Source organism: Nocardia macrotermitis, assembly GCF_009604405.1.
Taxonomy (GTDB): Bacteria; Actinomycetota; Actinomycetes; order Mycobacteriales; family Mycobacteriaceae; genus Nocardia; species Nocardia macrotermitis.
In genome coordinates this window covers 1-25,395 of the sequence record NZ_WEGK01000020.1, presented here as the reverse complement: position 1 = coordinate 25,395, position 25,395 = coordinate 1, and the positions used below count along the sequence as shown (strand labels likewise).

Here is a 25,395-nt window from a genome sequence, read left to right as displayed (position 1 = left end):
CCCCAGGCATGATCCCGGAGCCTGGGGGTTCGGGCATGCCGGGGGCTAACGCTCCGAAAGGTATGTGGTGAGCCAGGTTTCGAATTCGGTGAGGTCGGCCAGCACGACGTCCGCGCCTGCCGCGCGCAGTTCCTCCGCGCTGCACGGACCGGTGGCGACCGCGACGGACAACGCCTCGGCCGTGCGCGCGCCGCGCACATCCCCGGTGTGATCGCCGACGTAGATACCGGCGCCGTATTCGCGCAACGCCTCGGCCTTGCGTTCGGCCCACAGGTTTCCGACGACCGCGTCGGCGGGGATGCCCAGATGTTTCAGGTGCAGTTTCGCATTCGGTTCGAACTTCGCGGTGACCACGACCGCACGGCCACCGGCGGCCTGCACGGCCTCGACCGCGCGGCGCGCACCCGGCATCATCACCGTTCCGGCGATGGCGTGTTCGGGATACATCGAGCGGTACAGCTCGGCGATCGCGGCGACGTCCGCGGCCGGGAACCAGTTCGCGATCTCCTCTTCCAGCGGCGGGCCGAGCCGGGTGACCACCAGATCGCAGTCGATCGGCACGCCCGTGCGTTCGGACAGCGCGCGGTAGCAGGCGCCGATGCCGGGACGCGAGTCGATCAGCGTCATATCGAGGTCGAAACCGACGGTCAGCGCTCCGGAACTCACCGCGAACCCCGCGACACACGGATGCGATTCATCGTCTCGAACCCGTTCAGTTCGCGGGCTGGCAGGCGTCGCGCAACGAACACGAGCCGCACGCGCTCCCGCAACTCCCGACCTCCGTGGCCGGGGCGAGCCGCGCGATGGCCTGTCCGGCGGCATTCACACCGGCGCCGAGCGTGAACAGCGCGATCACCGCGGCCACGACCGCGGCGAGGATTCCGGCGATCGGCCCGGCCAGCAGCGCGACCACACCACCCGCGATCAGCAGCAGTCCTGCGCCGATCGAGGTCGGCCCGGCCACCTTGTTGGCGAGCAGATACGCCTCTTCGTTCTGAATGGCCTCCTGCGTATGCACGCCGAAGTACCGATTGGGGGGCAGTGCGCCGGTCAACCCGAGTACCCCGGTGACAACGGCCACCGCCGCCAGCACGAACAGGATCAACGCCACCACGATCACCCCGACGACGGTACTCGCGTACCGGATCCCCGCGTGGTGCGCCCCCGGCCCGTGTGACCAGCGCCATGCCGGGAAGGCCACCGAATCCGGCTCACACAGCAACGACGTCGAGATCCGGCACGGCTCGCGAAATCATCCAAGGACAGGCGTAGGGCCACGGTGGGTGCGATCGACAGAGCCGCGAGTCGCTCGCGCCCCATTCTTTCCACCAGCGCCGCAAGCGAGTACTGGGCGTGATCGGCCATCAGCGCCCGAGGCGAAGCGGCTCCAACGAGATTCCACCCACCGCAACCGGAACTGTGGCTTCGCTTGCTCTACCGGCTCTTTGGTGACACGCACCAGGTACCGAGTCCCCGTGAATGACCACACCGATCGCCGCCGCGTGGGAGAGAGCCGCCCCTTTTTGGGCGCTGACGTGCGCACGTTCTACCCTGAGGGGCAATATTCACTCCGGGGAGCTCGATTAGTAGAAGGCAGGATCGTGCAGGACACTCGTGCGAACGAACCGACCGACGCAGCCGTGAACGGACGTGGCGACGGGACCGGCGAGGTGCCCGCACACCGTTACAACGCCGACCTCGCCGGACGTATCGAGCGCAAATGGCAGCAGAACTGGGCGGAGCGCGGCACGTTCCACGCGCCCAATCCGGTCGGCCCGCTGCACGGTGACATTCCGGCCGACAAGCTGTTCATCCAGGACATGTTCCCGTATCCGTCGGGTGCGGGGCTGCATGTCGGGCATCCACTCGGATATATCGCGACCGATGTGTTCGCCCGCTACCACCGGATGACCGGCCGCAATGTGCTGCACGCGCTGGGTTACGACGCGTTCGGGCTGCCCGCCGAGCAGTACGCGGTGCAGACCGGCGCGCATCCGCGGGTGACCACCGAATCGAATATCGCGACCATGCAGCGGCAATTGGACCGCCTCGGTCTGGGTCACGATCGGCGGCGTTCGTTCGCCACCACCGATCCGGAGTTCTACAAGTGGACGCAGTGGATCTTCCTGCGCATCTACAACGCCTGGTACGACACGGCGGCGGGTAAGGCGCGTCCGATCGACCAGCTGATCGCCGAATTCGACAGCGGCACAAGGGTTCCCGAGGACGGCACGGTCTGGGCCGAGCTGTCCGCGACCGAGCGCAACGCGCTGATCGACTCGTATCGCCTGGTCTACCAGTCCGATTCGATGGTCAACTGGTGTCCGGGGCTGGGCACGGTGCTGTCCAACGAGGAGGTCACCGCCGAGGGACGCTCCGAGCGCGGCAACTTCCCGGTGTTCCGGAAACGCCTGTGGCAGTGGATGATGCGCATCACCGCCTACTCCGACCGGCTGGTCGACGATCTGGATCACCTGGACTGGCCCGAGAACGTCAAGGCCATGCAGCGCAACTGGATCGGGCGTTCACGCGGCGCGCAGGTGCGGTTCGAGGCGGGCTCCGAGACGATCGAGGTCTTCACCACCCGGCCCGACACGCTGTTCGGCGCGACCTACGTCGTGCTGGCTCCCGAACACGATCTGGTCGACACCCTGACCGCCGCCTCCTGGCCCGCCGGCGCCGACGCGCGCTGGACCTTCGGCGAGACCGCGACTCCGGCCGAAGCCGTTGCGGCATACCGCAAGTCGATCGCGGCGAAATCGGATCTGGAGCGTCAGGAGAACAAGGAGAAGACCGGCGTCTTCCTGGGCGCGTACGCCACGAATCCGGTGAACGGCGCGCAGGCGCCGATCTTCATCGCCGACTACGTGCTCAGCGGATACGGCACCGGCGCGATCATGGCCGTGCCCGGACACGACGCGCGGGACTGGGAATTCGCCACCGCGTTCGGCCTGCCGATCCTGGAAGTCGTTGCCGGCGGGGATGTTTCACAGGCCGTGTACTCCGGTGAGGGTCCGCTGGTGAACTCCGGCTACCTGGACGGGCTGGAGGTCGAGGCCGCCAAGGCGCGCGTCATCGAACAGTTGGAGGCCGACGGGCACGGCCGGGGCACGGTGCAGTACAAGCTGCGCGACTGGCTGTTCGCCCGGCAGCGCTACTGGGGCGAGCCCTTCCCGATCGTCTACGACGAGGACGGCGCACCCCACGCGTTGCCGGAATCCATGCTGCCGGTGACACTTCCGGAGATCGAGGACTTCGCGCCGGTCACCTTCGACCCCGACGACGCCGCCTCCGAACCGTCCCCGCCGCTGGCCAAGGCCACCGACTGGGTGCACGTGGAACTGGATCTGGGCGACGGCCCGAAGAAGTACCGCCGCGACACCAATGTCATGCCCAACTGGGCGGGCAGTTCCTGGTATCAGCTGCGCTACGCCGACCCGACCAACACCGACACCTTCTGCGCGCCGGAGAACGAGAAGTATTGGCTGGGACCGCGTCCCGCCGAACACGGCGCACAGGATCCGGGCGGCGTGGACCTGTACGTCGGCGGTGTGGAGCACGCGGTGCTGCATCTGCTGTACGCGCGGTTCTGGCAGAAGGTGCTGTTCGATCTGGGTGATGTGACCGGTGTCGAGCCGTATCGCCGACTGTTCAACCAGGGGTATATCCAGGCGTTCGCGTACACCGACGCGAGGGGGGCGTACGTCCCGGCGGCGGAGATCGAGGAGCGGGGCGGAAAGTTCTTCTGGGTCAACCCGTCCGGCGTCGAGGAGGAGGTGTTCCAGGAGTACGGCAAGATCGGCAAGTCGCTGAAGAACGCCATCTCCCCCGACGACATGTGCGATCTGTACGGCGCGGACACCTTCCGCTTCTACGAGATGTCGATGGGCCCGCTGGACACCTCGCGGCCGTGGGCGACCAAGGACGTCGTCGGCGCGCACCGCTTCCTGCAACGCATCTGGCGGCTGGTGGTCGAGGAGGAGACCGGTGCGGTGCGCGTCACCGACGCCGAACCCTCTCCCGAGGCACTTCGCCTGCTGCACAAGACGATTGCCGGCGCCGGTGACGACTACGCCAACCTGCGCGACAACACCGCGGGCGCGAAGCTGATCGAGCTGACCAACTTCCTGACCAAGAACCACCCCGAGGGCGCACCTCGCTCGGTGGTCGAACCCCTGGTCCTGATGCTGGCCCCGATGGCCCCGCACATCGCCGAGGAACTCTGGGAACGCCTGGGCCACACCACCGCTCTGGCACACGGCCCCTTCCCGATCGCGGATCCCGCACTGCTGGTGGAGGATTCGGTCGAGTACCCCATCCAGGTCAACGGCAAGGTCCGCAGCCGCATCAGCGTCCCCGCCGACGCCGACGCGAAGGCCATCGAGACCATCGCCCTCGCCGACGAGAAACTCCTGGAGTTCCTGAACGGAAAGACTCCGCGCAAGGTTATCGTCGTTCCGGGCCGTCTGGTCAACGTCGTTGCCTGACAACCGATTCCGGAGACCGTGACCGGCGGACGATCCCGGTCTCACCGATGCGGCAGCCGTGGGCGGCACGTTGTCCGCCCGTCCACGGCCGTTCACGGTGGATCCTCAACCCGACCCGGTGCCGAGGTGCAGGTCGCCGCCGGTACCGATGTGTATACCGAACAGGCTGAGGAATACGTTGAATGCTGTACCGAGATCCATGAGGGCAACTCCTGTCGGATCACGGGAACGGTCCTTGTGACAATTCCCTTCGATACCTGGTCTATCGCCCTGAAGGCGCAGTCGTTACGAATTGCGGATCAGTAGCCATGAATTGTTTTCACGAGCGTTATTTGTCAACCGTCCAGTTTTGACGATGGCCCACAACGCTATCCAGTACGCCGCCTACCTGGACTTCTTCCCGAAAGAATGAAATCGTTCGCCGCATGGCGAATCTCCCTGACATTCCACAAATGGAGAATTGCCGCCACTTCCAAATACGTTGAGCGAAAGGCAATCCCGTACCGCTCAGGCAGGCGGCACAGTGACGTCGTTCAAGGTGACCATGGACAGCTTGCGCTCTTTGATCACATCCACCATCTGGTTGTAACAGTGTGTGACAGCCGGATGGTTGGCGTGGCCGATGACGATGGCCTGCGGGTTGAAGTACTGGTGCGCCATCTGGATCAGGTACTGCTCGGTGACGATCGAGGAGTCGCTCAGCGAGCCGTACCAGAGGGTCGGCACGGTGTAGCCGTGTTCGGCGGCGATCCGGTCCACGGTCGCGTTGTGGAAGCCGTACGGCGGACGATAGAACGGCGTGCCGTCGACCCCGAAGTTGTTGCGCAGGAAGGTTTTCGTGCGCTCGAGCTGTCCGGCGACGCCCGCGGTGGAGAGCCTGGTCAGCGCCGGATGGTCCCAGGTGTGGTTGCCCAACTGGATCTGCCCGGACTCGACCAGCGGCCGCAGCGCGTCCCGGTGCACGATCCAGGAGTTGTAGGAGGCGGTGACGAAGAAGGTGAACCGCGCACCGGTGTCCTGCGCGAACTTGATGTACGCACCGACAACCGCGGCATCCGCGCCGTCATCGACGGTGAGCGCGAGATTGTTCCCCTTCCCCGGCAGCGCGGTGAGCGTCCGCCGAGTCAGCCGAGCCTTCGGCCCCCCGGGCGGCGGCGGCAACAGCGGCGCCGCGACCCGCGTGGTCGGCAACACGGACGTCGTCGGCACAGCAGTCTGCGACGGCACCCCCTTCACCAGGTGGTTCGCCCCCGCCCCGGGAATCGAAACCCCATGACTCGCATCACATCCCGACAGCACCGCCGCGGTCCCCGCCGCCAACAGCGTCAACCACTGCCTTCGATTCACCGTCGAACTCATACGCGCAGACCACTTCACCCCGGAAACACAGACACCGAAAACCTACCCCACACCGCCCACCCCCGCGCGGAGAGAAATTTCCAGCCCCTTCCCGGACCCCAAGCGCCACAATACTTTCGACTGGAAGCAGTCGTAGTGGCCGTTGAGCCGCAACTCCCTCTGCCGCGATGGGTATCCCGCGGATGACGACGGGTGCTATACGGCGTCGCGGGCGATCGGACGGAGGACTATTTCGGTGGGGTGGGCGTCGCGAGGGGTTTCGATGGCGGTGCGGACGGTGCGGGCGACGGTGGGGGCGGTGAGGAATTGTTCGGGGTGGTAGTCGTGGCCTTCGCCTGCGACTATGGCGCGTTGCATGTCGGTGTCGATGCGGCCGGGATGTATTGAGGTGACGCGCAATTCGGGTTCCTCGAGGCGGAGGGCGTCGCCGAAGGCGCGGAGGGCGAACTTGCTGGCGGCGTAGACGCCCCAGCCGGGGTTGGCTCGCAGGCCCGCGCCCGAATTGATCAGCACCACATGACCTTTCGCGGCTCGGAGGGCGGGGAGCAGCAGTCGCGTGAGTTCCGAGACCGCGATCACGTTGGCCTCCAAGGTGTTTCGCCACTGCGCCACCGAGGACTCGGCGATGGTACCGAGATCCGCCACACCGGCGTTGTGGACCAGGACGTCCAGGCGCTCGATCGGGGCACAGGCGGCGGCGACCGCCTCATAGTCGGTCAGCTCGACCGGCCACGGCGTGAAACCGGGAAGCTCCCCGCAGCCGGACAGATCCCCGCCGCCCTCGAACCTCGACCGCTCCGCACCCAGCCCGGACCGATCTCCACTACCCACGAACCGATTGGTAGCGCTCCCCGACCTCCCCACACCGCCCTCGGAATGATCGACGTCGCTTTCCAACAGATCTCCGCCATTCACAGACCGACCTGCGGTGATCCCCGACAATTCCGCCGTAATCCCTGCCAACGCCTCAGGCGTACGCGCACCGAGCAGCAGATGGTGAGTAGCCGCCAGCTCCCGCGCGATGGCCGCACCGAGCCCTCGGCTGGCACCGGTGATCAGCGCGGTCGGTCTCGTCGTCTCGGCAACCATGCCCCCACGGTAACGGCCGTTTCCGCACCCCGGCGCCCGCACGTACGAACCGGGTGCGGGTAACGCGGAGCGGTTATCCACAATGGTGGCGTTCATCTCATTCCCCACCGCAACTCACGAACCGAGGCACAGGTGAGCATCACCGACCACGAGGCACCGACGGACCGGCCGCAGCACGGCCGCGCTGCGCAACGCGCATATCTGAAGGTGAAGTCGCAGAATGGGGGGATGAACGGGCCCGGATTCACACCGACACAGCTGGCTGCCCGCGCGGCGTACCTGCTGCGCGGTAATGATCTGGGCACGATGACCAGCGCCGCGCCCCGCCTGTACCCGCACATGTGGAGTTGGGACGCGGCGTTCGTCTCGGTCGGTCTGGCCCCGCTGAGCGTGGAGCGCGCGGTGGTCGAGCTCGACACGCTGCTCTCGGCGCAGTGGAAGAACGGCATGATCCCGCACATCGTGTTCGCCAACGGTGTGGACGGTTATTTCCCGGGCCCCGCGCGCTGGGAGTGCCGCCGGCTCGCGGCCAACGCCCCCGACGGCCCGGACACCTCGGGCATCACGCAGCCGCCGGTGCACGCGATCGCGGTGCAGCGCATCCTGGATCATTCGCGGCGGCACGGTCGCAGCACCCGCGCGGCCGCCGAGGAGTTCCTGGATCGCCGCTGGCCGGATCTGATGCGCTGGCATCGCTGGCTGGCGCATTCGCGCGATCCGAAACAGAACGGGCGCATCACGATCTATCACGGCTGGGAGTCCGGGATGGACAATTCGCCGCGCTGGGATCGCGCCTACGAGAACGTCGTCCCGGGCGATCTACCGCCCTACCAGCGCGAGGACACCACGCTGGTGAATCCGGAGCAGCGCCCCACCGACCGCGAGTACGACCGCTACCTGTGGCTGGTCGAGCAGATGCGCCGCTGCGGATACGACGATTTCCAGGAGGCCTCGACGCTGAGTTTCGCGGTGGAGGACGTGTTCGTCACCGCGATCTTCGTGCTGGCCTGCGAGGTGCTGGCCTCGATCGGCGAGGATTACCGGCTGCCGCGCGCCGATGTGCGCGAGCTCTACGAGTGGGCCGCGTATTTCCGCGCGGGCGTGATCGCGACGACCGATCCGCGTTCGGGTGCGGCCCGCGATTACGATCTGCGGCTCGGTTCGTGGATCAGCACCGATACGCTCGCGATGTTCTCGCCGCTGCTGTGCGGCGGCCTGCCCCGCGAGACCGAACGCAATCTGCTGCGCGTCTTCGAGGGCCCGCGCTACTGCGGACATCCGGATCTGCGCTACGCCCTGCCGCCGTCCACCTCCCCGGTGTCGAAGGATTTCCGCCGCACCGAATATTGGCGCGGCCCGGTCTGGCCGGTGATGAGCTGGCTGTTCTCCTGGGTCTTCGCGCGCCGGGGGTGGGCGGAACGCTCGTTCATGTTGCGCGCGGAGGGTCTGCGGCAGGCCGCGGACGGCAGTTTCGCCGAGTACTACGACCCGTTCAGCGGCGCGCCGCTGGGCAGTATGCAGCAGTCCTGGACCGCGGCCTCGGTGCTGGACTGGCTGGGCTGACCGGCCCTCGCCGACCGCGTTTCAGTGCGAATGCACTGAAACAGCACATCCCAGGCAATCCACTGTCACAGAACACAGTCATGACTCTGGTCACAACAGCCACATCCGCTTACCCTTTTGACCATGTATCGACGCATAACGGCTCGCCCCAATGTTCGTCGCTCACTCCTGTCGCTGTCGGCCGTCGCCGCAGTCGGCATACTTTCGGCAACCGGACCGGCAACCGCCGCGCCCACCGGTCCGGACGTCTCGTCGTGGCAGCACGTGGACGGCCGGTTGATCGACTGGTTCGCCGTGCGCGGTTCGGGCCACACCTTCGCGATGCTCAAGGCAACCGAGGGACTGAACTACGTGAACCCGTTCTTCGTCCCCGACAGCGTGCTCATGCGCACGGCCGGGGTCGCCCGCGGCACCTACCATTTCGCGCAGCCGAACCTGCCGCCCGAACCGCAGGCCGCCCTGTACGCAGCGGTGGTCCTGGGTCAGAACGGCCCGCTGGATCTGCCCCCGGTACTCGACATGGAGAACTCCGGCGGTCTCCCGCCGGCCGCACTCATCGATTGGACGCACCGCTACCTCACCACGGTCCAGTCCCTGACCGGCCGCGTCCCGATCGTCTACACCTACCCCCGCTTCTGGCGCACGGCCATGGCGAACTCCAACCAGTTCACCGGCTACCCGCTCTGGATCGCGGACTACAGCGGCAAGCCCCAACCCGACGTCCCGGGCGGCTGGCCGACCTGGACCTTCTGGCAGACAACGGATTCCGGCCGCGTCCCGGGCATCGCGGGCGGCACCGACATCAACGTCTACAGCGGCGCCCAGGGCGATTTCGGCCGCTACGCCAACATCCCGTCCTTCGGCAGCAGCGGAAGCAGCTGAGCTACAGGACCTGAGACAGAAACTGCCGCAGACGCGGGGTTTGCGCGTCGTCGAAAATCTTTTCGGGAGAACCTGATTCGACGAGTTTGCCCTGGTCCATGAACATGACACTGTCGGAAACCGAACGGGCGAAACCCATTTCGTGAGTGACGACGATCATGGTCATACCGCCCGAGGCCAGGTCGGTCATGAGGGCCAGCACGCCCTTGACCAGTTCGGGGTCCAGGGCCGAGGTGGCTTCGTCGAAGAGCATGAGTTCGGGCTTCATCGCCAGGGCGCGGGCGATGGCGACTCGTTGTTGTTGTCCGCCCGAGAGATTCGCGGGGCGGGTGTCGGCGCGGGCGGCCAGGCCAACGGTCTCGAGTTGTTCGAGTGCGACGGCGCGGGCCGCGTCGCGGGACAGTCCGCGCAGTTTGCGCGGGCCCAGCGCGATATTGTCCAGCACGCTCATGTGCGGGAACAGGTTGAAGTGCTGGAACACCATGCCGATGCGCTGACGCAGCCGGTCCGGATCCTCGCCCAGCACCGAGACGCCGTCGATCAGCACATCGCCGGAATCCGGTTCGTGCAGGCGGTTCAGCACGCGCAGCAGGGTGGATTTGCCCGAGCCCGAGGGGCCGATGACGGTGGTGGTCCGGCCCGCGTCGACGTGGATGTCGACGCCGCGCAGCACGGGGTTGCCGCCGAGTGTCAGGTGCAGGTCGGCGCCGGTGAGCGAGCTGCTGGTCCGGGTGCCGGTCGCGGCACCCGGTCGGCCATCGGTTTCGTTGTTGCTCAAGCCTTTTCCCTTCTCGTCACGCATGCCTGCACCTTCTTCCCCGCGTACACGTCTCGTGGTCGGCACATCCTCATTCCACGGCCAGACTCTCGGCGACGGGTTCGACAGCCTTCTCCGCCCGCCCGGTGCGCAGCCGACGGTCGATGTAGTTGACCAGATGCGTCAACGGAATGGTCAGCAGCAGATACACCAGGCCCGCGGCGACCAGCGGTGAGAGATTTCCGGTCTGCGCGTTGAGATCCCGCCCCACGGCGAACAGTTCGCGCTGCGTGGACAACAACCCGAGGAAGTAGATCAGCGAGGAATCCTTGATCAATGCGATGAACTGGTTCATCAACGCGGGCAACACTCTTCGCACACCCTGCGGAATCACCACCAGCGTCATCGACTGCCGGTACCCGAATCCGATCGCGCGCGCGGCCTCCAACTGCCCGGCCTCCACGGACTGGATACCCGACCGGAAGATCTCCCCGATATACGCCGAGGCCAGCAGCGCCAACGCGACCGCGCCGAGCCAGTACGGATTGCCGCCGGTCAGGTTCTTCACCACCGGTCCGATACCGAGACCGATGATCAGGATGATCACCACGGCGGGCAGTCCACGGAAGATATCGGTGTAAACCCTTGCGGGCCAACGTAGCCAGCGCGTCCGGGAGATACCCGCCACCGCCAGTAACATACCGATCACAGAGCCGAGAACACCCGAAACCAGTGCCAGGATCAGCGTGTTGGGCAGACCGGTCTTGAACAGGTCGGGAAATGCCTTGCGATACAGCGACCAGTTGAAGAATGTATCGCCCAACTGCGCCAGCGTGGACTTGGGTGCGGCCTGCGCGGTATTCGAACTATGGTGTTCGGCAGCGATTTTCGCGAAATCCGGCAGCTGCGGCGTGACAGCGGCCTTGGACCCCGGCTTCCACCCCGGCGGGAACGGTCGCGGCTCCCAGTTGGCGTACAACTTGGCGTAGGTGCCGTCCGCGATCACCGCGTCCAGACCGGCGTTCAGCGCGTCGATCAGCGGCTGATTCCCTTGCCGCACAGCCCATGCCGTGAAATTGTCCAGGCTGAACGTGTTCTGCACGATCGAGGTCGCGTCCCCGGGTTTGACCGCGCCGGTGGCCTGCGCCGAGGGGGCCACCCAGGCATCGATCTGCCCGGTTTTCAGGTTCGCGTAGGCGGTGTTGTAGTCCGGGAATTTCACCGGGTCCAGGTGCAGCGTGTTGACGACGTACTCGTCCTGCACCGTGCCCTGCACGACGCCGATCCGCAACCCCTGCCGCAGATCCGAGAAGCCGTGTATCGCACTGCCGTTCGGCACCACGAGCGAGAAGTACCCGAAGTCGTAACCGTTGGTGAAGTCGACCAGCCGACGTCGCAGATCGGTGGTGGTGATGCTCGACGACCCGACGTCGAACCGCCGATTCGCCACCTGCGCCAGCAGACCGGAGAACTCCGTCCCCGAGAACTGCACGCGCAGACCGAGTTTCGCACCGATCGCCTGCAACAGCTCGTTGTCGAATCCGGTGAACTGCCCCTTGGAGTCCACGCAGATGCTCGGCGGCGCGTCGGACAACGTCCCCACACTCAGCACGCCCGGCGACAGCAGCCCGAGCTTGCTCACATCGATCCGATCCAACGTTTCGACGGTCTGCGTGGTGAACCGATCCGCGCCCGCCGACGCCCCCGCCGCCAGATTCGTGGGCGCGGCCGCGGCCGACGCCTCCCCGGGCGGTGAGCACAGATCGCGACCGGCCGACGAATTGCCCCCGTTCGAACCGCAACCGGCCACGACCAGCACGGCGACCAGGGACAACACCGTGACCAGCGCACGAACCATCGAACGAGGTATACGGACCATAGTCCGAGACATTAGCCGGATCCCCGGCACGGACGGACGCAACAGGCGGGGATCCTCTGGCACGGCAGCCATCATCCACCTGCGCACGTCGCGCGGAAACCTCTCCGATCAACCTGATTCGAGCGCGGCAGATCCCAACAGGTCGGCGGCAGAATTCGCAACAGGTACAGACCAGCGGTCGCAGCGGATCAGCAGCGAGGCCGCAGCACGCCAACGGCAGGAGTGACGGCGCGCCAGCGGCAAGGTCGCAGCAGGTCAGCGGCAAGGTTCGCAGTAGACACAGGCCAAGGGGCGCAGCACGCCGGCAGCAGCGCAACGCAGGTTGGCGGCAGGGGTTGACATTAATGGCTAATCGGATTAGCTTTATGGCTATCAGCTTTAGCTACTAGCTCCCCGGGAGTTGACATGACCGAGTTCCTGACCATCGGCAACGGCCAGATCGCCTACGACGTGACCGGCGACGGCCCGCTGATCGTGCTGTCCCACGGCATGGGCGATCACCGCAACGCCTTCCGCCACCTGGCCCCCCTGCTGGTCGACGCCGGATACCGCGTCGCGAACGCCGATATGCGCGGCCACGGCGAATCCAGCATGAACTGGACCTCGCACGACGGCAGCGAGGCCATCTCCCGCACCGACGTCGCGGGCGATCTACTCGCCCTGATCCGGCACCTGAGCGGTCCCGCGGTCATCATCGGTCACTCGCTCTCCGGCGGCGCGGCCACCATCGCCGCGGCCCAGGAACCCGAATTGGTCAGTGCCGTAATCGAACTCGGCCCTTTCACCAAGAATCAGACCGTCGCGATGGGCGCGCTGTTCACCGTCGGGCGCTACCGTCGCGGCGCGCTGCGGCTGATCGGCACGCAGGCGTTCAAGAGCCTCGGCGCGTGGATGAGCTACCTCGACGTCGCTTACCCGACCAAGCCCGCCGACCACGCCGAGGCCATGGCCGCCCTCGCGGCGAAACTCCGTGAGCCCGGGCGTTTCGCGGACTTCCTGAAGACCGGCAAGTCCACCCCCGCCGACGCGCACACGCAGCTGCCGAACATCTCCTGCCCCGCGCTGATCGTGATGGGCACCGAGGATCCGGACTGGGCCGATCCGAAGGCCGAGGCCGACGCGGTCGTCGCCCTCATGCCCGCCGGACTGGGCCGGGTCGAGCTGATCCCGGGCTCGGGCCACTACCCGCACGCCGACGCCGCCGACCGGGTCGCCGAGCTGACCGTGAAATTCCTTGCCGGACAACAGCATGCCTAGGGCCGGACTCAGCCGCGCCGAGGTGGTGCGGGCGGGCGCGGAACTGGCCGACGAGATCGGTTTCGCCAACCTCAGCATGGGCCTGCTCGCCGAAAAGCTCGGCGTGCGAACGCCTTCCCTCTACAAACACATCACCAACCTGGCCGAACTCCAGCACGACATCGCGGCCCTGGCCATGAACCAGGCCGACACCCTCATCCGCGACGCCATGCACGGCCACTCCGGCACCGACGCCCTGCGCGCCTTCGCCCACGCCTTCGGCGATTACGTGGCCGCGCACCCCGGCCGCTACACCGCGATCAACGCCTCGGGCTTCACCGGCCCCGACGATCCCCTCCTGGAATCCAGTGGGCGCGTTATCGATTCGATCGCGGCGGTCCTGCGCGGCTACGGCATCCCCGAGGCCGATATGGACCACGCCGTGCGCACCCTGCGCTGCGCCTTCCACGGCTTCGCCGTCCTGCAAGCCTCCGGCGGCTTCCACTGGACCGGCGACCCGCAGGACAGCTACGAGTGGATGATCGGCTTCATCGATCGCGGACTGCGCAGCGTCGGGGAGTGATGCCGACCGATCAGCCGCAGGGTGTCGTCTCAGTCGACGTTGCGGGTACTGATCGCGCGTTGTCCCATGTCGGGCGGGTTGTTGACGCCGAAGCTGATCAGCCGTTCGGGATGGATGCGGATGATCGCACCGTCGAACCCGGGCGGGGCGGCGTCCGCGTAGGCGGAATCGGCGGGCTCGGCGATGGCTTCGGCGTGCCCGCGGATTTCCAGGAATCGGGGCTGCCACGGGTCGACGGAGGCGACGTCGTCGATCACGAAGGCCACTCGGCCGTTGTCGGCGACATTGCGGAATTTGCGGCTCGCGGCCATGTTGTGCCCGGCGATGTCGATCGTGCGGGTGCGGTCGTTGTAGCGGAATCCGACGGGACTGACTTGCAGCGTGCCGTCGGGCTGAGCGGTGGCGAGCCGGCCGAGCCGCTGCCCTGCCATGTAGCTCAATTCGGTATCGGTGAAGGTCATCATGGTCCTCTCGGAGTGGATCGGCTGTGGTGGGTGGGTCAGCGGGCGGTGAGACGGATGACGGGTAGTTCGCGGTCGGTCTTGGTCTGGTAACCGGCGAAACGTGGTGCGCTCTCGGCGATCTGTTTCCACGCCTGCGCCCGTTCGCCGCCCCGCAGTTGTTCGGCGGCGACGGCGACGCTGCGGCCGTCGATATCGATGCGGACCTTGTCGGGATGAGCGCCGAGGTTGTAGTACCAGCCGGGATTGCCGGAGGCACCGGCGGCGGAGGCCACGATCAGCCAGCTGCCGTCCGGGCCGGGGAACCAGTTGACCGGGGTGGCGCGCTCCTGGCCGGTCTTGCGCCCCACGGTTGTCAGCACCAGCGCTTTCATCCCGCCGACGCCGCCACTGCGGCGGATACGCCGGGCCATCACCGTATTCAGCAGCCGGGCCAGCACGCCGGCGGGCTGGCGCCCACCACGAGTTCCCGCGCGGGTATCGAAGCTCATCAAGTCACCTTTCACAGCCGGAAGCGGGCAGTACCGCCCTTCGAATATTATTCGCTCCACTGATAGTACGCGCCATTAATTATATAGCCCAGGTATCATCGGGGAGTGGGAGAGTCAGGGCACACCGGCGACGTCCTCGCGGCCGGGTGCCGCGGCGACGGCTTCGATCCGCTCACCGCGTCCGATTCCTCGCCGGACCTGGTGACCTCGCTGCTGCACGTGACCCGCATGTTCAACCACCTGCAGACCACGGTCGCCGAACGGCACGGGCTGACGGCCATGCAGTCCCGGCTGCTGTGCGTGCTGCTGACCGAACCGAAAGGGATGGCCGCCCTGGCCGACATGTTCCAGGTGGAACGTGCCGCGCTGACCGGCCTGGTCGATCGCGCCGAACAACGCGATCTCGTCCAGCGGCAGCCCGTGGTCGGCGATCGCCGCGCCGTGCAGGTCGCGCTGACCGCCACCGGGCGACAGACCGCGCACGCGTTCCACACCGAGTTCACCACCGAAGTCGGCGATCTGCTCACGGACATTCCGGACGCCGACCGCGACCGGCTCCGCCGCACGCTGCTGTCGATCCTCACCAACGGCCGCCGGCCACCACGATGAAAAACGTGCTGCGGCAACCCGACTCAGCCCCGACACGAAGCGGCTGTGCTCGATGCCACCAGCGGCCCGGCACCGGCTGGGGCCGCCACGAACTCCGGGCCGCGACGTCGAACCATCTCCCCGGACGATGCGCGAACCGGCCCGCCGCATCGGCCCCGCGTCCCCGCTCGTCGCCGAGGTGGCAGCAACCTGGAGCCGCTACGTCACCACGCTCCGCTTCCGGTCACCTGACGGATGGAAACCGTCGGCAACTCGCGACGGACAGTTGACGAGTTACCCCGCCTGGTCACCTGCGGGACGTCACGGAGGTAGCGGACCCCGACCACGAAATGCTGCGAATAGATGAGTCGACAGTTGAACAGGCGACCTCACCAGTCGGCGGCGCTCGTCTCGCGGGGGCATCCGTCCTGAGGGCAAGCGCAGCAACGGGCGGCCGAAAGCACCTGCACTCTGCGGTCGGCCGCTGCGTCACAGGCCGAGCATTTCTTCGCAACACCCTCTTCGATGACCAGCTGGCCCGACTCCGCCCCGGAAGCAAGTGTTGCGAACGTTGGTAACCGAGCCGAAAGCGCGACACACGAATACGGCGCTCGGGACGGTTCGACTGTCAGGGTGGAGATGAGTGTCTCCACCCTGCTCCACCCTCCGGCCGATGCGCGCCGGTGGGCCGATCGCGAAATATGGAGGGCGAGACGGGAACCCCGGCAACCCCGGGGTGACTCGGCAACCAGCATATCGAGAAAGGCTCGCGCACAATGGCATTCGCGGATTCACAGGACCTTCGGAAACCCGGGGCGAGCGGTTCCGGGCAGGACGAAACCGCCGCACCCGGGATGGATCGCAAAGCCCTTGCCCGCCAACTGCTCCGCGACGCCGGTATTCCGATGGCGGCCTACTACGCGCTGCATGCCGCCGGGGCGAGTGATCTGGTTGCGCTCACCGGCGGAACGGTGCTGTCGGGTGTGTTCGTGATCGCCGAGATCGTGCGCAAGCGGCGGATCGATCCGTTCGCCTCGGTGATCCTGGCGAGCTTCGTGCTGGGCCTGGTGCTCACGTTCGTCTCCGGTGACGCCCGTTTCGCGATCGCCAAGGACTCCCTCACCACTGCCCTGATCGGCGCGGCCTTCCTGCTCAGCACGGCTTTCGGCAGGCCGCTGATCTACGTCAGCGCACAACACGGCATGTCCGGCGAGGCCGCCGCCGCGTTCCGGGAGCGGTACCGCACCAGCCCGCCGATGCGGCGCGTGGTCAGCGCACTGAGCCTGGTCTGGGGCGGCGGACTGTGCATCGAGGCCGCGGTGCGCGTGGTGCTGGTCTACCGCCTGCCCGTCTCGACCATGGTGTGGCTGTCGACGGTCATGATGATCGTCACCTTCGCGGTGCTGATCGCCGTCACCACGGCCGTGGTTCGCCGGGCCCGCGCCCGGGTCGCGCGTGCCGAGGCCACGGCAGCCCACGCCTGAAGCCGTTCCGAGCATCGTCATCGCGACTCTCTTTCTCGCACAGCCGTGTTCGCGATGGAGCTGCATGGCACGGTGAGCTTCGTCGATGGTCAGGGGCGGCCGGGGAAGTCGCAACTCCGATCAGATACGGACGAGTTCGATGACCGGTATGACGCGGCTGGTCTTGCTCTGGTATTCGGCGAATTGGGGTTGGGCGGCAGCCTGTTTGAGGTAGAACTCGTCACGTTCGGCGCCGGTGAGCACCTGGGCGCGGACCGGGAAGGTGTCGGGGCCGAGTTCGACCTTGGTTTCCGGGTGGGCCAGGAGGTTGTGGTACCAGGCGGGGTTTTCGTCCGAGCCGCCCTTGCTGGCGTAGATGAACAGGCGGTCGCCCTCGGCGTAGTAGACGAGCGGGGCGACGCGTTCGATGCCGGATTTCGCGCCGATGTGGTGGACCAGGATGATCGGCGTGCCCGCGAATATCTCGGTGACTCCGTCGGTGCTGCGGAATTCGGCGATGACCTTGCGGTTCATCTCGTCCAGATCGATTGCCTCAGTCATGAACACCACAATATGGGCGTGCAGCGACCGTAGCGATGACTGAAACAGCCGAAAAGCTAGCTGTTTGTTTCACCGGATCCAGATCGTCGGTACTGTCGGATATATGGATCTGCTGGCCGATGTGCTCACCGTCACCGGGGTCCGCGGTTCGCTGGGGGTGCGGATCGAGGCCGCCGACAGCTGGAAGGTGTCCTGGCCCGACAGCGGTCCGGCCGTGTTCTACGCCGTCATCGCGGGCACGGCGTGGTTGCGCCTGCCCGGCGGGGAACCCGTGCGGCTGATGCCCGGCGACGTCGTGCTGCTGCCGACCGGGTCCGAACACACCCTCGGCGACGGCTCGGAAGCCCTTGCGCGGCCGTGTGATTCGGTCCGGGCCGAGCACGCCCGTGCCGAGGCGAGCGTGCTGCGGCTCGGCGAGGGCGAGGTCCGCACCCACATTCTCGGGGCCTGCTACGAGTACGACCCGGTGGTGTCCACGCAGGTCCTGACCTCGCTGCCGGAACTGGTGCACATCCGCGCGGACAACGGCGGCAGCTGTCTGGACGACACCGTGCGCCTGCTGGCCCGCGAACTGGCGACTCCGCAACTGGCCACCGCGGTTGTGCTCAACCGCTTGATCGACGTCCTGCTGATCCAGCTGATCCGCGTCTGGCTGGATCGAAAGCCGGTGCAGCAGAACGGTTCCTGGCTCGCCGTGCTGAGCGACCCACTGGTCGGCGTCGCCATGACCAAACTCCACCAGAACCCCGCCCGCCCCTGGACCACCGACCTGCTCGCCGCCGAACTCGCCGTCTCCCGCACCACCCTCGCCCGCCGCTTCCGCACCGTCGCGGGCGAAACCCCCGGCAGCTACCTCACCCGCTGGCGCATGAACCTCGCCGCCCTCCGCCTCCGCGATACCGACGACACCCTCGAAACCATCGCCCGCACAGTCGGTTACACCTCCCTGCCCGCCTTCAGCCGCGCCTTCCGCCGCGACCGCGGACAGGCCCCCGGCGCCTACCGCCACACGATACGCGCGAGGAGCACGGCCCGCTGACGCCGCTCACCAACGGTGATAGTCGTTGTCCACCTGGGACACTCGGATGGTTCCGTATGTCGTCGTCCCGTCCGAGTGCAGCTGCTTCACCGATACCTCACCGCCGTCGCTCAGATCGACCCACCGATTCTCCGTGCCCGCGCCGAATGATTGGTTCTGGTAGATGCCCTTCTCGGCGAATACGTAACCGTACCGGTCGTTGTCGAACGCACCGTTGCACACCTGAATGCCGCTCTCGGGGAAGGCGATCGATTCCTCCATTGTGAACCATCCGATCGCCGAAGCAGGGCGATTCGGAGCGAAGTTCATCCGGAATCCTGTTCGCGGCCAAGGGCACTCGGCGACGACCACGGCTCAGCCGGTGCGGGGGTGAACATCTCCACCCACGATCCATCTGTCACGCTCGCGCTCGCCGCCGGTAGTGGCGGGAGGAATCGGGGGTGATGCGGCCCTCGGCTACGAGCATGGTCATGGCGACTCTCTTTCTCGCACAGTCGTGTTCGCGGTGGAGTTGCATGGCGCGGTGGGCTTCGTCGACGGTCAGGGGGCGGCCGGGGAAGTCGCAGCTCCAGTGGGCGGGCCACGGGGCCGGGATACCGGCGTAGGGGTTTCGGGCGCGGGAGCGGGCGTGCGGTGGGCGGCGGTCTGGTTCGGGCCAGAGGCAGGCCAGGGTGAGCAGGGCCGCGACGCTCACCGCGATCACGGTGATGATGCTGGACAACGCCTCCCAGGCGTTCACCGCGCTCACTTCCGCACCTCCGCGCGCATATCGGCGGCCAGCTTGTCCAGGGCATCCAGGACATGCCGGAAGGTTTGTGGCTCAAGGGAATTCGCGGGCGATGTCACCGGGGTGACCGGGAATTCGATACCGCGAGCGTGGGCGCGCTGGCGCGGACTCGATTCCGGCGGGACGATGCGGCCGTGATGGACGAGCGTGCCGTACGCGACCCATTTCCACGCGCACCCGTCCATTCGGCATACGTGATGTTGCTGCATCAGCATATGGGACAATTCCAGTTCGGCACGGTCGCACACCCCCGACGGAATCACCAGCTCATCTCCACTTCCGGTGTAGAACAGCATTTCTCGCATTCCCCTTGCGGCATCTGATCAAATGGATATTCCAGTAATTCGACACCCGCTCTGACCAGCTCTTAACAGCACGATCGGGCGATATCCGAATTGCGGAACCGTGCCGTCCATCCTGCGGCAGCCGAACAACATCGCGACAGTTGCGAAACCTCGCCGGAAAGAATTCACGTATCGGCCCAGAGTCTGGTCCGATCCGCCCTAGAATAAAGTCCGATTCGGACCGAATAAAGGTCCGATCCGGACCGAGCATTTCGGACCGAGCGAGAAGGGGAGCTCATGACGAAGGACGATCAACCCGGTTCCACCCTCCCGCGCCGCCAACTCGGCCGCGCACTCCGCGACGCCCGCGAAGGCTCCGGGTTCACCCTGGAACGCACCGCCCAACTCATGGAGATGGGGAAGACCTCGCTCGGCCGAATCGAGAAGGGGCAGAACGACAAAGTCAGACTGAGAGATATCGAGGCCCTCGGGGAGCTGTACGAGCTCGGGGCCGAACGGATCGAGGAGTTGAAGGCGCTCGCCCAGCAGATGGCGACGAAGTCGTGGTGGCAGGCGTCGCGGCATCTGCTGTTTCCGGGGTACAACACGTACCTGGGGTTGGAGGCGGGGGCATCGAGACTGTTGTTCTATCAGCCGCTCGTCGTCCCAGGACTGCTCCAGACCTTGAGATACGCGAAAGCCGTTGAGCACCAGTATCTTCCGGATGAGACTCCAGAAGACGTCCAACGTCGAGTCGATCTCCGAATACGTCGCGCTTCGATCCTGACCCGGCAACGCAGCCCGGCATCAGCGGAGTTCATCCTCACCGAATCCGTCCTGCACACAGTAGTCGGATCGCACGCGGTCATGGCTGAACAGCTTCGTCATATCGCCGATCTGAGTACCCGCGCCAACCTCACCGTACGCGTCCTGCCGTTCTCGGCCAGCATACCCGCCGGAGGTATCGCCGTGCCGCCTTACATCATCCTGGAGTTCCCAGCCGATAGCCCTCGGTTCCAGGCGGAGCCACCCATCGTCTACACCGAAGGTGCAATCGGCACAATGTTTTTCGAGGAGCCTGAGGATGTGGGACGCTATCGGGAGATCCACGCGGAGTTGGGCGGTGCCGCCCTGGATGAACAACAGTCACGAAGCCTGCTCAGGCAGGTCGCGAGGAGGCACGAGTCATGACGGACCTATCCCATGCACAGTGGTTCAAATCCAGCCTGAGCACTGCCAAGGAGGCTTGCGTCGAGGTCGCCTGGCTCACCGCTGGTCAGGTCGGCGTTCGAGACTCCAAGAATCCCGATGGCCCGGCACTCGTCTTCGACACCGAGCAGTGGACGGCCTTCACAACCGGCATCCGAAGCGGCGAATTCGACTGACATCCAAGGGATCACCGCGATCTGTCATCCACGTGCAGTGGTTCGAGGCATCATACAGCGGCTCGGCTCGGGAGTGCGTCGAGATCGCTTGGCTCACAGCCCAACACGTCGGCATCCGCGACTCGAAGAATCCCGATGGCCCCACACTCGTCTTCGACACCGACGAGTGGAACGCCTTCACCATCAGCATCCGAGACAGCCAATTCGACTGATCCCAACAAGAATTGGCGACCGAGCGAACCTCACGAAGTTCAACGCCGGACCCGAGTCGACGTATTCACCACATCGGGACGTTCCAGAAAGCCATAGCGCCCAACGTCCGCGGTCTCCTGAGTCCGCGCAGCTGGGTTCGACCTGCGCAACCTCGCGGCCAGCCGTAGCAATCGCTGACCGGATGATCAGGAAAGCGGCGGCGAGGATCGACAGCGGATCCAGCGGTGCTGTGAGCACCGACCTCGGACCTGGATAGTTCCGACTTCGGACCCGAAAGATGTTGCAAGGGTTGGCTATATTACCTGTTGAACACTCGACGCTGGAAGCGGTGACGAGGGCGCAGGTACGGGATAGCGGCACGGGGGGAATGCGATGAGCACTGAGACCAATCCGCTGGTGGCGCAGAAGCAGGATTCGACGCAGTGGTACACCGGCATCGCGATCGCCGAAGACGTTGCCGGACTACACCAATCGATCTCCTCAGGATCCTGGATCGAAGCCGGACTCACCGTCGCCAGCACCGCGATGGACACCGCGCAACTGGTGATCGACCCCATCGGCACCCTGGCCTCCTACGGGGTCAGCTTCCTGATGGAACACGTCGAACCCCTCCGCAAAGCACTGAACTGGGTCGCCGGTGACCCCGACGCCATCACCGCCTACGCGACGACCTGGACCAACGTCTCCAACGCACTCACCCAAGCCGCCGAACAACACAAATCCGCGGTCGAGAAAGACATCACCGACTGGACCGGCGCCACCGCCGAGGCATACAAAACCCACGCCGCGACCACCACCGGCCTGATCACCACCGCCGCCAACGCCGCCTCCACCGCCGCCTCCGCGGTCGAACTCGCCGGAGCGATCGTCTCGTTCGTCCGCCAAACCGTCCGCGACCTCATCGCCCAAGCCATCGGCCACCTCGCCTCCTGGGCCGCGGAAGAAGTATTCACCCTGGGGGCGGCCACACCCCTGGTCGCCGCCCAAGCCACCACCTACGTCGCCAAAACAGTGACCACGATCTCGGAACTGTTCGCCAAACTCGCCGCCAGCTTCAAAAAACTCACCCCCCTGCTGAAGAAGCTGAAAACGATCTGGCAGGACCTGAAAAAAGCCCTCAAAGAACGCGGCCACACCACCACCCATGACACCCACACCACCACCAAACCGGCCTCCACCAGCCACGACACCCACACCACCTCACACGACACCGACACTCATACCTCGTCCCATGACACCGACACCTCTACTTCCTCGCACGACAGCGACACCCACACCAGCAACCACGACACCAGTAGCAACAACGCCCACGACCGCGCCACCAAGGACGAGGGCGTCAGCGACGAGGCCACCAAACCGACCTCGGAGAACAACCGCACCGACGACCAAACCACCAGCTGCAAAGACCCCGTCGACGCCGCAACCGGCGAATTCCTACTCCCGGAAACCGACCTCGAACTCCCCGGCATCCTCCCGCTGATCCTGAAACGACGACACCGCTCCAACTACCGCTACGGCCGCTGGTTCGGACCATCTTGGTCCGCCACCCTCGACATGCGCATCGTCGCCGAAACCAACGCCATCACCTTCGTCGGCGAAGACGGCATCCTGCTGCCCTATCCCCTCTCCGAACCCGGAATCCCGGTCACCCCCACCAAACCCGGCCTCGACTGGACCCTGACCCGCACCGACACCGGCGGCTACCGCGTCCACGACCCCACCGCCGAAATCACCTGGCACTTCGAACCCGAACCCGCCCTCGCCGGCCTGGACGTCCAACTCGGCAACTACGCCATCAGCGGCATCAGCGACCGCCACCACAACTGGATCCAATTCCACTACACCCCCGACGGCACCCCCACCCACATCACCCACTCCGGCGGCTACCACGTCCGCATCGACACCGCCGAAGGCCGCATCACCGCCCTCTCGGTCATCGGCCACCCACCAACCACCCCACCGAACACCGACCCCGACCAGCACACCAATACCGATAGCGACGGCGGTACCAATAACGACCGCAGTACCGATGCCGACGGCAACGGCAACGGCAACGGCAACGAGCATTCCAATACCGATGCTGACAGCGATGGCAACGCCGACAGCAATGGCAATGCCAATGCCGATCGCAATGCCAATGCCGATCGCGACAGCGCTGCCGGTGCCGGTGCCGATGGCGATGGCGATGGCGATGGCGATCACGGTGGCGACGGGCATTCCAGTACCGATGCGGATAGCAATGGCAATAGCGGTGCCGATGTCGACAGCGATAGCAGCGGCGATAGCGATGCCCATGCCAATGGCGACGGCGATGCCCGTGCCCGTGGCGATGCTGGTGCTGGTGCTGGTGACGATAGCGATGCCGATAGCGGTGGCCGTGGCGACAGCGATGAGATCGTCACGAGGGTTCGTGAATTCGGTTACCAGGCAGGGGATCTGACCACCGTCACCAACGGCGTCGGCGCAACCTACACCTACACCTACGACACCGAACACCGGATGACGTCCTGGACCGATTCCAACAACACCTCGATGCTCAACACCTACGACCCCGCCGGACGCATCGCCCACCAACGCGGCACCGGCGGGATCATGAGCGCCGAATTCGACTACTTCACCTACCCCGATGGCACCGGCCACCGCACCACCGTCACCGACACCACCGGCGCGGCCACCATCTACGAATTCACCTCCGACCTCCAACTCACCGGCCTCATCGATCCCCTCGGCGGCCGCACCACCACCCTCTACCTCCGCAACCGCAAACCCGTCCGCATCACCGGACCGGACGGAAACCACACCGGCTACAGCTACAACACCCACGGCGACCTGACCAAGATCACCCGCCCCGACGAACACACCATCACGATCGACTACACCGCCCGCAACCGCCCCACCACCATCACCGACGCCGACGGCTCCACCCGCCACCAGGAATGGGACGCCCACGGCAACCTCACCGCCACGATCGACGAAGCCGGAATCCGCACCGAATTCCGCCACGACCACCACGGCGCGGTCACCAGCATCACCGAATCCACAAGCGCCACAACCACTATCGACGTCGACGACGCGGGCATGCCGACCACCGTCACCGACCCCGACGGCGCAACCACCCACATCGAACGCGACCACCTGGGCCGCCAAACCGCGGTCACCGACGCCCTGGGCAACACCACCCACTACGAATGGTCGCCCGAGGGAAAACTGTTGCGCCGCACCGACCCCGACGGCCACCACGAACAATGGACCTGGGACGGCGAAGGCAACCTCCTGACCCACACCGACCGCGCAGGCGGCGAAACCCGCTACCACTACAGCGCTTTCGACCTCCTGACCGCCCGCACCGACCCAGACCACACCACCACCCGCTACACCTGGGACGGCGAACGCCGCCTCACCACCGTCACCAACCCCCTCGCCCAAACCTGGACCTACACCTACGACCTCGCCGGAAACCTCGCCGCCGAAACCGATTACACCGGCGCCACCACCCGCTACGCCAACGATCCGAGCGGCCGCGTATCCACCGTCACCACCCCCACCGGCCTCACCCGCCGCCACTGGTACGACCCCCTGGGCAACCTGGTCCGCATCCAAGCCGACACCGGCGAATACCTCCACTACACCCACGACCTGTTGGGCCGCGTCCGCACCGCCACCTCCGGCACCGGCCAAGACCCCACCCACACAATCGAATTCACCTACAACCCCGCAGGCCAACTCACCACCCAACGCATCGACAACCAGCCACCGACGCAATACGCCTACGACCCCCACGGCCGCCGCACCGCCCGCCGCACCCCCTCAGGCGCGGTCACCACCTGGGGCCACGACCCGTCGGGCCGCGTCACCACCATGACCGCCGACAACCACACCATCAACTTCACCCACGACCGCCTGGGCCGCCCCACCGGCTGGCACCTCGACACCCTCACCCTCCACCAAACCCTCTCCCCCACAGGCCACATCACCCACCGCGAACTAACCACCCGAACCCCCACCCCACCTCCCCACGAAAACCGCACCGCCCCAACCACACCCGGCACCCACCCAGGCCCCACCTCCCGAATCCTCCGCCGCGACAACTACACCTGGCGCCCCGACGGCTACCTCACCCACCACACCACCACCCGCCCCAACCAACCCCCCGAACACCGCGACTACACCCTCGACCCCGCCGGCCGAATCACCACCATCACCACCAACAACACCCCCACCGAGCACTACACCTACGACCCCCTCTCCAACATCACCAGCACCCCGGGCGCACCGAACGCGGCCGTCA

Annotated in this window: 24 protein-coding genes; 12 read left to right on the top strand and 12 right to left on the bottom strand. The window is 66.1% G+C overall.

Translation table 11 applies throughout. The features are described 5' to 3' along the window. Positions 1 to 45 precede the first annotated feature (45 nt). Together NRB20_RS32570 and NRB20_RS32565 are read right to left on the bottom strand one after the other, a co-directional pair. Positions 46 to 666: an HAD family hydrolase gene (locus tag NRB20_RS32570; protein ID WP_319945685.1), complete on the bottom strand. Its 621-nt coding sequence runs from the start codon at positions 664 to 666 to the stop codon at positions 46 to 48. Between the two features lie 46 nt (positions 667 to 712). After that, positions 713 to 1,201: an SdpI family protein gene (locus NRB20_RS32565; RefSeq protein WP_319945684.1), complete on the bottom strand. Its 489-nt coding sequence runs from the start codon at positions 1,199 to 1,201 to the stop codon at positions 713 to 715. A gap of 439 nt (positions 1,202 to 1,640) precedes the next feature. On the opposite strand from NRB20_RS32565, the gene leuS reads away from it, so the two are divergent. After that, the gene (leuS, locus tag NRB20_RS32560; protein WP_319945683.1) at positions 1,641 to 4,487 is read left to right on the top strand and encodes a leucine--tRNA ligase; all 2,847 of its coding nucleotides are present in this window, start codon (positions 1,641 to 1,643) and stop codon (positions 4,485 to 4,487) included. A 507-nt stretch (positions 4,488 to 4,994) separates the two neighbouring features. On the opposite strand, the gene NRB20_RS32555 is transcribed toward leuS, so the two are convergent. Together NRB20_RS32555 and NRB20_RS32550 are read right to left on the bottom strand one after the other, a co-directional pair. Beyond that, on the bottom strand, positions 4,995 to 5,846 hold the full coding sequence (locus tag NRB20_RS32555; RefSeq protein WP_153415256.1) for a polysaccharide deacetylase family protein: 852 nt from the start codon (positions 5,844 to 5,846) through the stop codon (positions 4,995 to 4,997). 195 nt (positions 5,847 to 6,041) lie between these two features. Further along, complete coding sequence (locus tag NRB20_RS32550; RefSeq protein WP_454786553.1) at positions 6,042 to 6,935, bottom strand: SDR family oxidoreductase; 894 nt, start codon at positions 6,933 to 6,935, stop codon at positions 6,042 to 6,044. Positions 6,936 to 7,163: 228 nt separating this feature from the next. Here NRB20_RS32550 and ggh point away from each other — a divergent pair, with 228 nt between their 5' ends. Further along, entirely contained in the window at positions 7,164 to 8,498 is a 1,335-nt protein-coding gene (gene ggh, locus NRB20_RS32540; RefSeq protein WP_153415323.1) for a glucosylglycerate hydrolase, read from the top strand. 123 nt (positions 8,499 to 8,621) lie between these two features. Then, positions 8,622 to 9,380 (top strand): glycoside hydrolase family 25 protein, encoded by a 759-nt coding sequence (locus tag NRB20_RS32535; protein WP_153415255.1) that lies wholly within the window; start codon positions 8,622 to 8,624, stop codon positions 9,378 to 9,380. A gap of 1 nt (position 9,381) precedes the next feature. On the opposite strand, the gene NRB20_RS32530 is transcribed toward NRB20_RS32535, so the two are convergent. Both NRB20_RS32530 and NRB20_RS32525 read right to left on the bottom strand, forming a co-directional pair. Continuing rightward, the gene (locus NRB20_RS32530; RefSeq protein WP_153415254.1) at positions 9,382 to 10,182 is read right to left on the bottom strand and encodes an amino acid ABC transporter ATP-binding protein; all 801 of its coding nucleotides are present in this window, start codon (positions 10,180 to 10,182) and stop codon (positions 9,382 to 9,384) included. Positions 10,183 to 10,228: 46 nt separating this feature from the next. Beyond that, positions 10,229 to 11,995 (bottom strand): ABC transporter substrate-binding protein/permease, encoded by a 1,767-nt coding sequence (locus NRB20_RS32525; protein WP_153415253.1) that lies wholly within the window; start codon positions 11,993 to 11,995, stop codon positions 10,229 to 10,231. A 426-nt stretch (positions 11,996 to 12,421) separates the two neighbouring features. Between NRB20_RS32525 and NRB20_RS32520 the strand changes: the two genes are divergently transcribed. Then, the gene (locus NRB20_RS32520) at positions 12,422 to 13,273 is read left to right on the top strand and encodes an alpha/beta fold hydrolase (protein WP_153415252.1); all 852 of its coding nucleotides are present in this window, start codon (positions 12,422 to 12,424) and stop codon (positions 13,271 to 13,273) included. Further along, positions 13,266 to 13,835, top strand: coding sequence for a TetR/AcrR family transcriptional regulator (locus tag NRB20_RS32515; protein WP_153415251.1), 570 nt, complete (start codon positions 13,266 to 13,268; stop codon positions 13,833 to 13,835). The genes NRB20_RS32520 and NRB20_RS32515 overlap by 8 nt, the downstream gene beginning before the upstream one ends. A 29-nt stretch (positions 13,836 to 13,864) precedes the next feature. Here the strand turns inward: NRB20_RS32515 and NRB20_RS32510 are convergent, their stop codons facing one another. Continuing rightward, the gene (locus tag NRB20_RS32510; protein ID WP_153415250.1) at positions 13,865 to 14,296 is read right to left on the bottom strand and encodes a PPOX class F420-dependent oxidoreductase; all 432 of its coding nucleotides are present in this window, start codon (positions 14,294 to 14,296) and stop codon (positions 13,865 to 13,867) included. A gap of 38 nt (positions 14,297 to 14,334) precedes the next feature. Continuing rightward, a complete protein-coding gene (locus NRB20_RS32505) occupies positions 14,335 to 14,787 on the bottom strand; it encodes a nitroreductase/quinone reductase family protein (protein ID WP_153415249.1) in 453 nt (150 codons plus the stop codon). Between the two features lie 105 nt (positions 14,788 to 14,892). Between NRB20_RS32505 and NRB20_RS32500 the strand changes: the two genes are divergently transcribed. Together NRB20_RS32500 and NRB20_RS32495 are read left to right on the top strand one after the other, a co-directional pair. Next, positions 14,893 to 15,396, top strand: coding sequence for a MarR family winged helix-turn-helix transcriptional regulator (locus NRB20_RS32500; RefSeq protein WP_153415248.1), 504 nt, complete (start codon positions 14,893 to 14,895; stop codon positions 15,394 to 15,396). A gap of 755 nt (positions 15,397 to 16,151) precedes the next feature. After that, entirely contained in the window at positions 16,152 to 16,859 is a 708-nt protein-coding gene (locus NRB20_RS32495; protein WP_153415247.1) for a VC0807 family protein, read from the top strand. 120 nt (positions 16,860 to 16,979) lie between these two features. Here NRB20_RS32495 and NRB20_RS32490 read toward each other — a convergent pair whose 3' ends face one another. Continuing rightward, positions 16,980 to 17,399: a nitroreductase family deazaflavin-dependent oxidoreductase gene (locus tag NRB20_RS32490; protein ID WP_153415246.1), complete on the bottom strand. Its 420-nt coding sequence runs from the start codon at positions 17,397 to 17,399 to the stop codon at positions 16,980 to 16,982. Between the two features lie 103 nt (positions 17,400 to 17,502). On the opposite strand from NRB20_RS32490, the gene NRB20_RS32485 reads away from it, so the two are divergent. Continuing rightward, the gene (locus tag NRB20_RS32485; RefSeq protein ID WP_153415245.1) at positions 17,503 to 18,438 is read left to right on the top strand and encodes an AraC family transcriptional regulator; all 936 of its coding nucleotides are present in this window, start codon (positions 17,503 to 17,505) and stop codon (positions 18,436 to 18,438) included. A 6-nt stretch (positions 18,439 to 18,444) separates the two neighbouring features. On the opposite strand, the gene NRB20_RS32480 is transcribed toward NRB20_RS32485, so the two are convergent. The 3 genes from NRB20_RS32480 to NRB20_RS32470 form a co-directional block, all read right to left on the bottom strand. After that, positions 18,445 to 18,699, bottom strand: a complete 255-nt coding sequence (locus NRB20_RS32480; RefSeq protein ID WP_153415244.1) for a hypothetical protein — start codon at positions 18,697 to 18,699, stop codon at positions 18,445 to 18,447. 136 nt (positions 18,700 to 18,835) lie between these two features. After that, a complete protein-coding gene (locus NRB20_RS32475; protein WP_153415243.1) occupies positions 18,836 to 19,186 on the bottom strand; it encodes a hypothetical protein in 351 nt (116 codons plus the stop codon). Beyond that, entirely contained in the window at positions 19,183 to 19,521 is a 339-nt protein-coding gene (locus NRB20_RS32470) for a hypothetical protein (RefSeq protein ID WP_153415242.1), read from the bottom strand. Before NRB20_RS32470 ends, NRB20_RS32475 begins: the two co-directional genes overlap by 4 nt. Positions 19,522 to 19,806: 285 nt before the next feature. Here NRB20_RS32470 and NRB20_RS32465 point away from each other — a divergent pair, with 285 nt between their 5' ends. The 4 genes from NRB20_RS32465 to NRB20_RS39105 all read left to right on the top strand — a co-directional run. Beyond that, complete coding sequence (locus NRB20_RS32465; RefSeq protein ID WP_153415241.1) at positions 19,807 to 20,700, top strand: helix-turn-helix domain-containing protein; 894 nt, start codon at positions 19,807 to 19,809, stop codon at positions 20,698 to 20,700. Beyond that, positions 20,697 to 20,894, top strand: coding sequence for a DUF397 domain-containing protein (locus NRB20_RS32460; protein ID WP_153415240.1), 198 nt, complete (start codon positions 20,697 to 20,699; stop codon positions 20,892 to 20,894). The genes NRB20_RS32465 and NRB20_RS32460 overlap by 4 nt, the downstream gene beginning before the upstream one ends. Continuing rightward, positions 20,849 to 21,106 (top strand): DUF397 domain-containing protein, encoded by a 258-nt coding sequence (locus tag NRB20_RS32455; protein ID WP_319945682.1) that lies wholly within the window; start codon positions 20,849 to 20,851, stop codon positions 21,104 to 21,106. The genes NRB20_RS32460 and NRB20_RS32455 overlap by 46 nt, the downstream gene beginning before the upstream one ends. Positions 21,107 to 21,479: 373 nt before the next feature. Further along, the coding region (locus NRB20_RS39105; protein ID WP_194290090.1) for a DUF6531 domain-containing protein at positions 21,480 to 25,395 on the top strand (3,916 nt) is incomplete at its 3' end.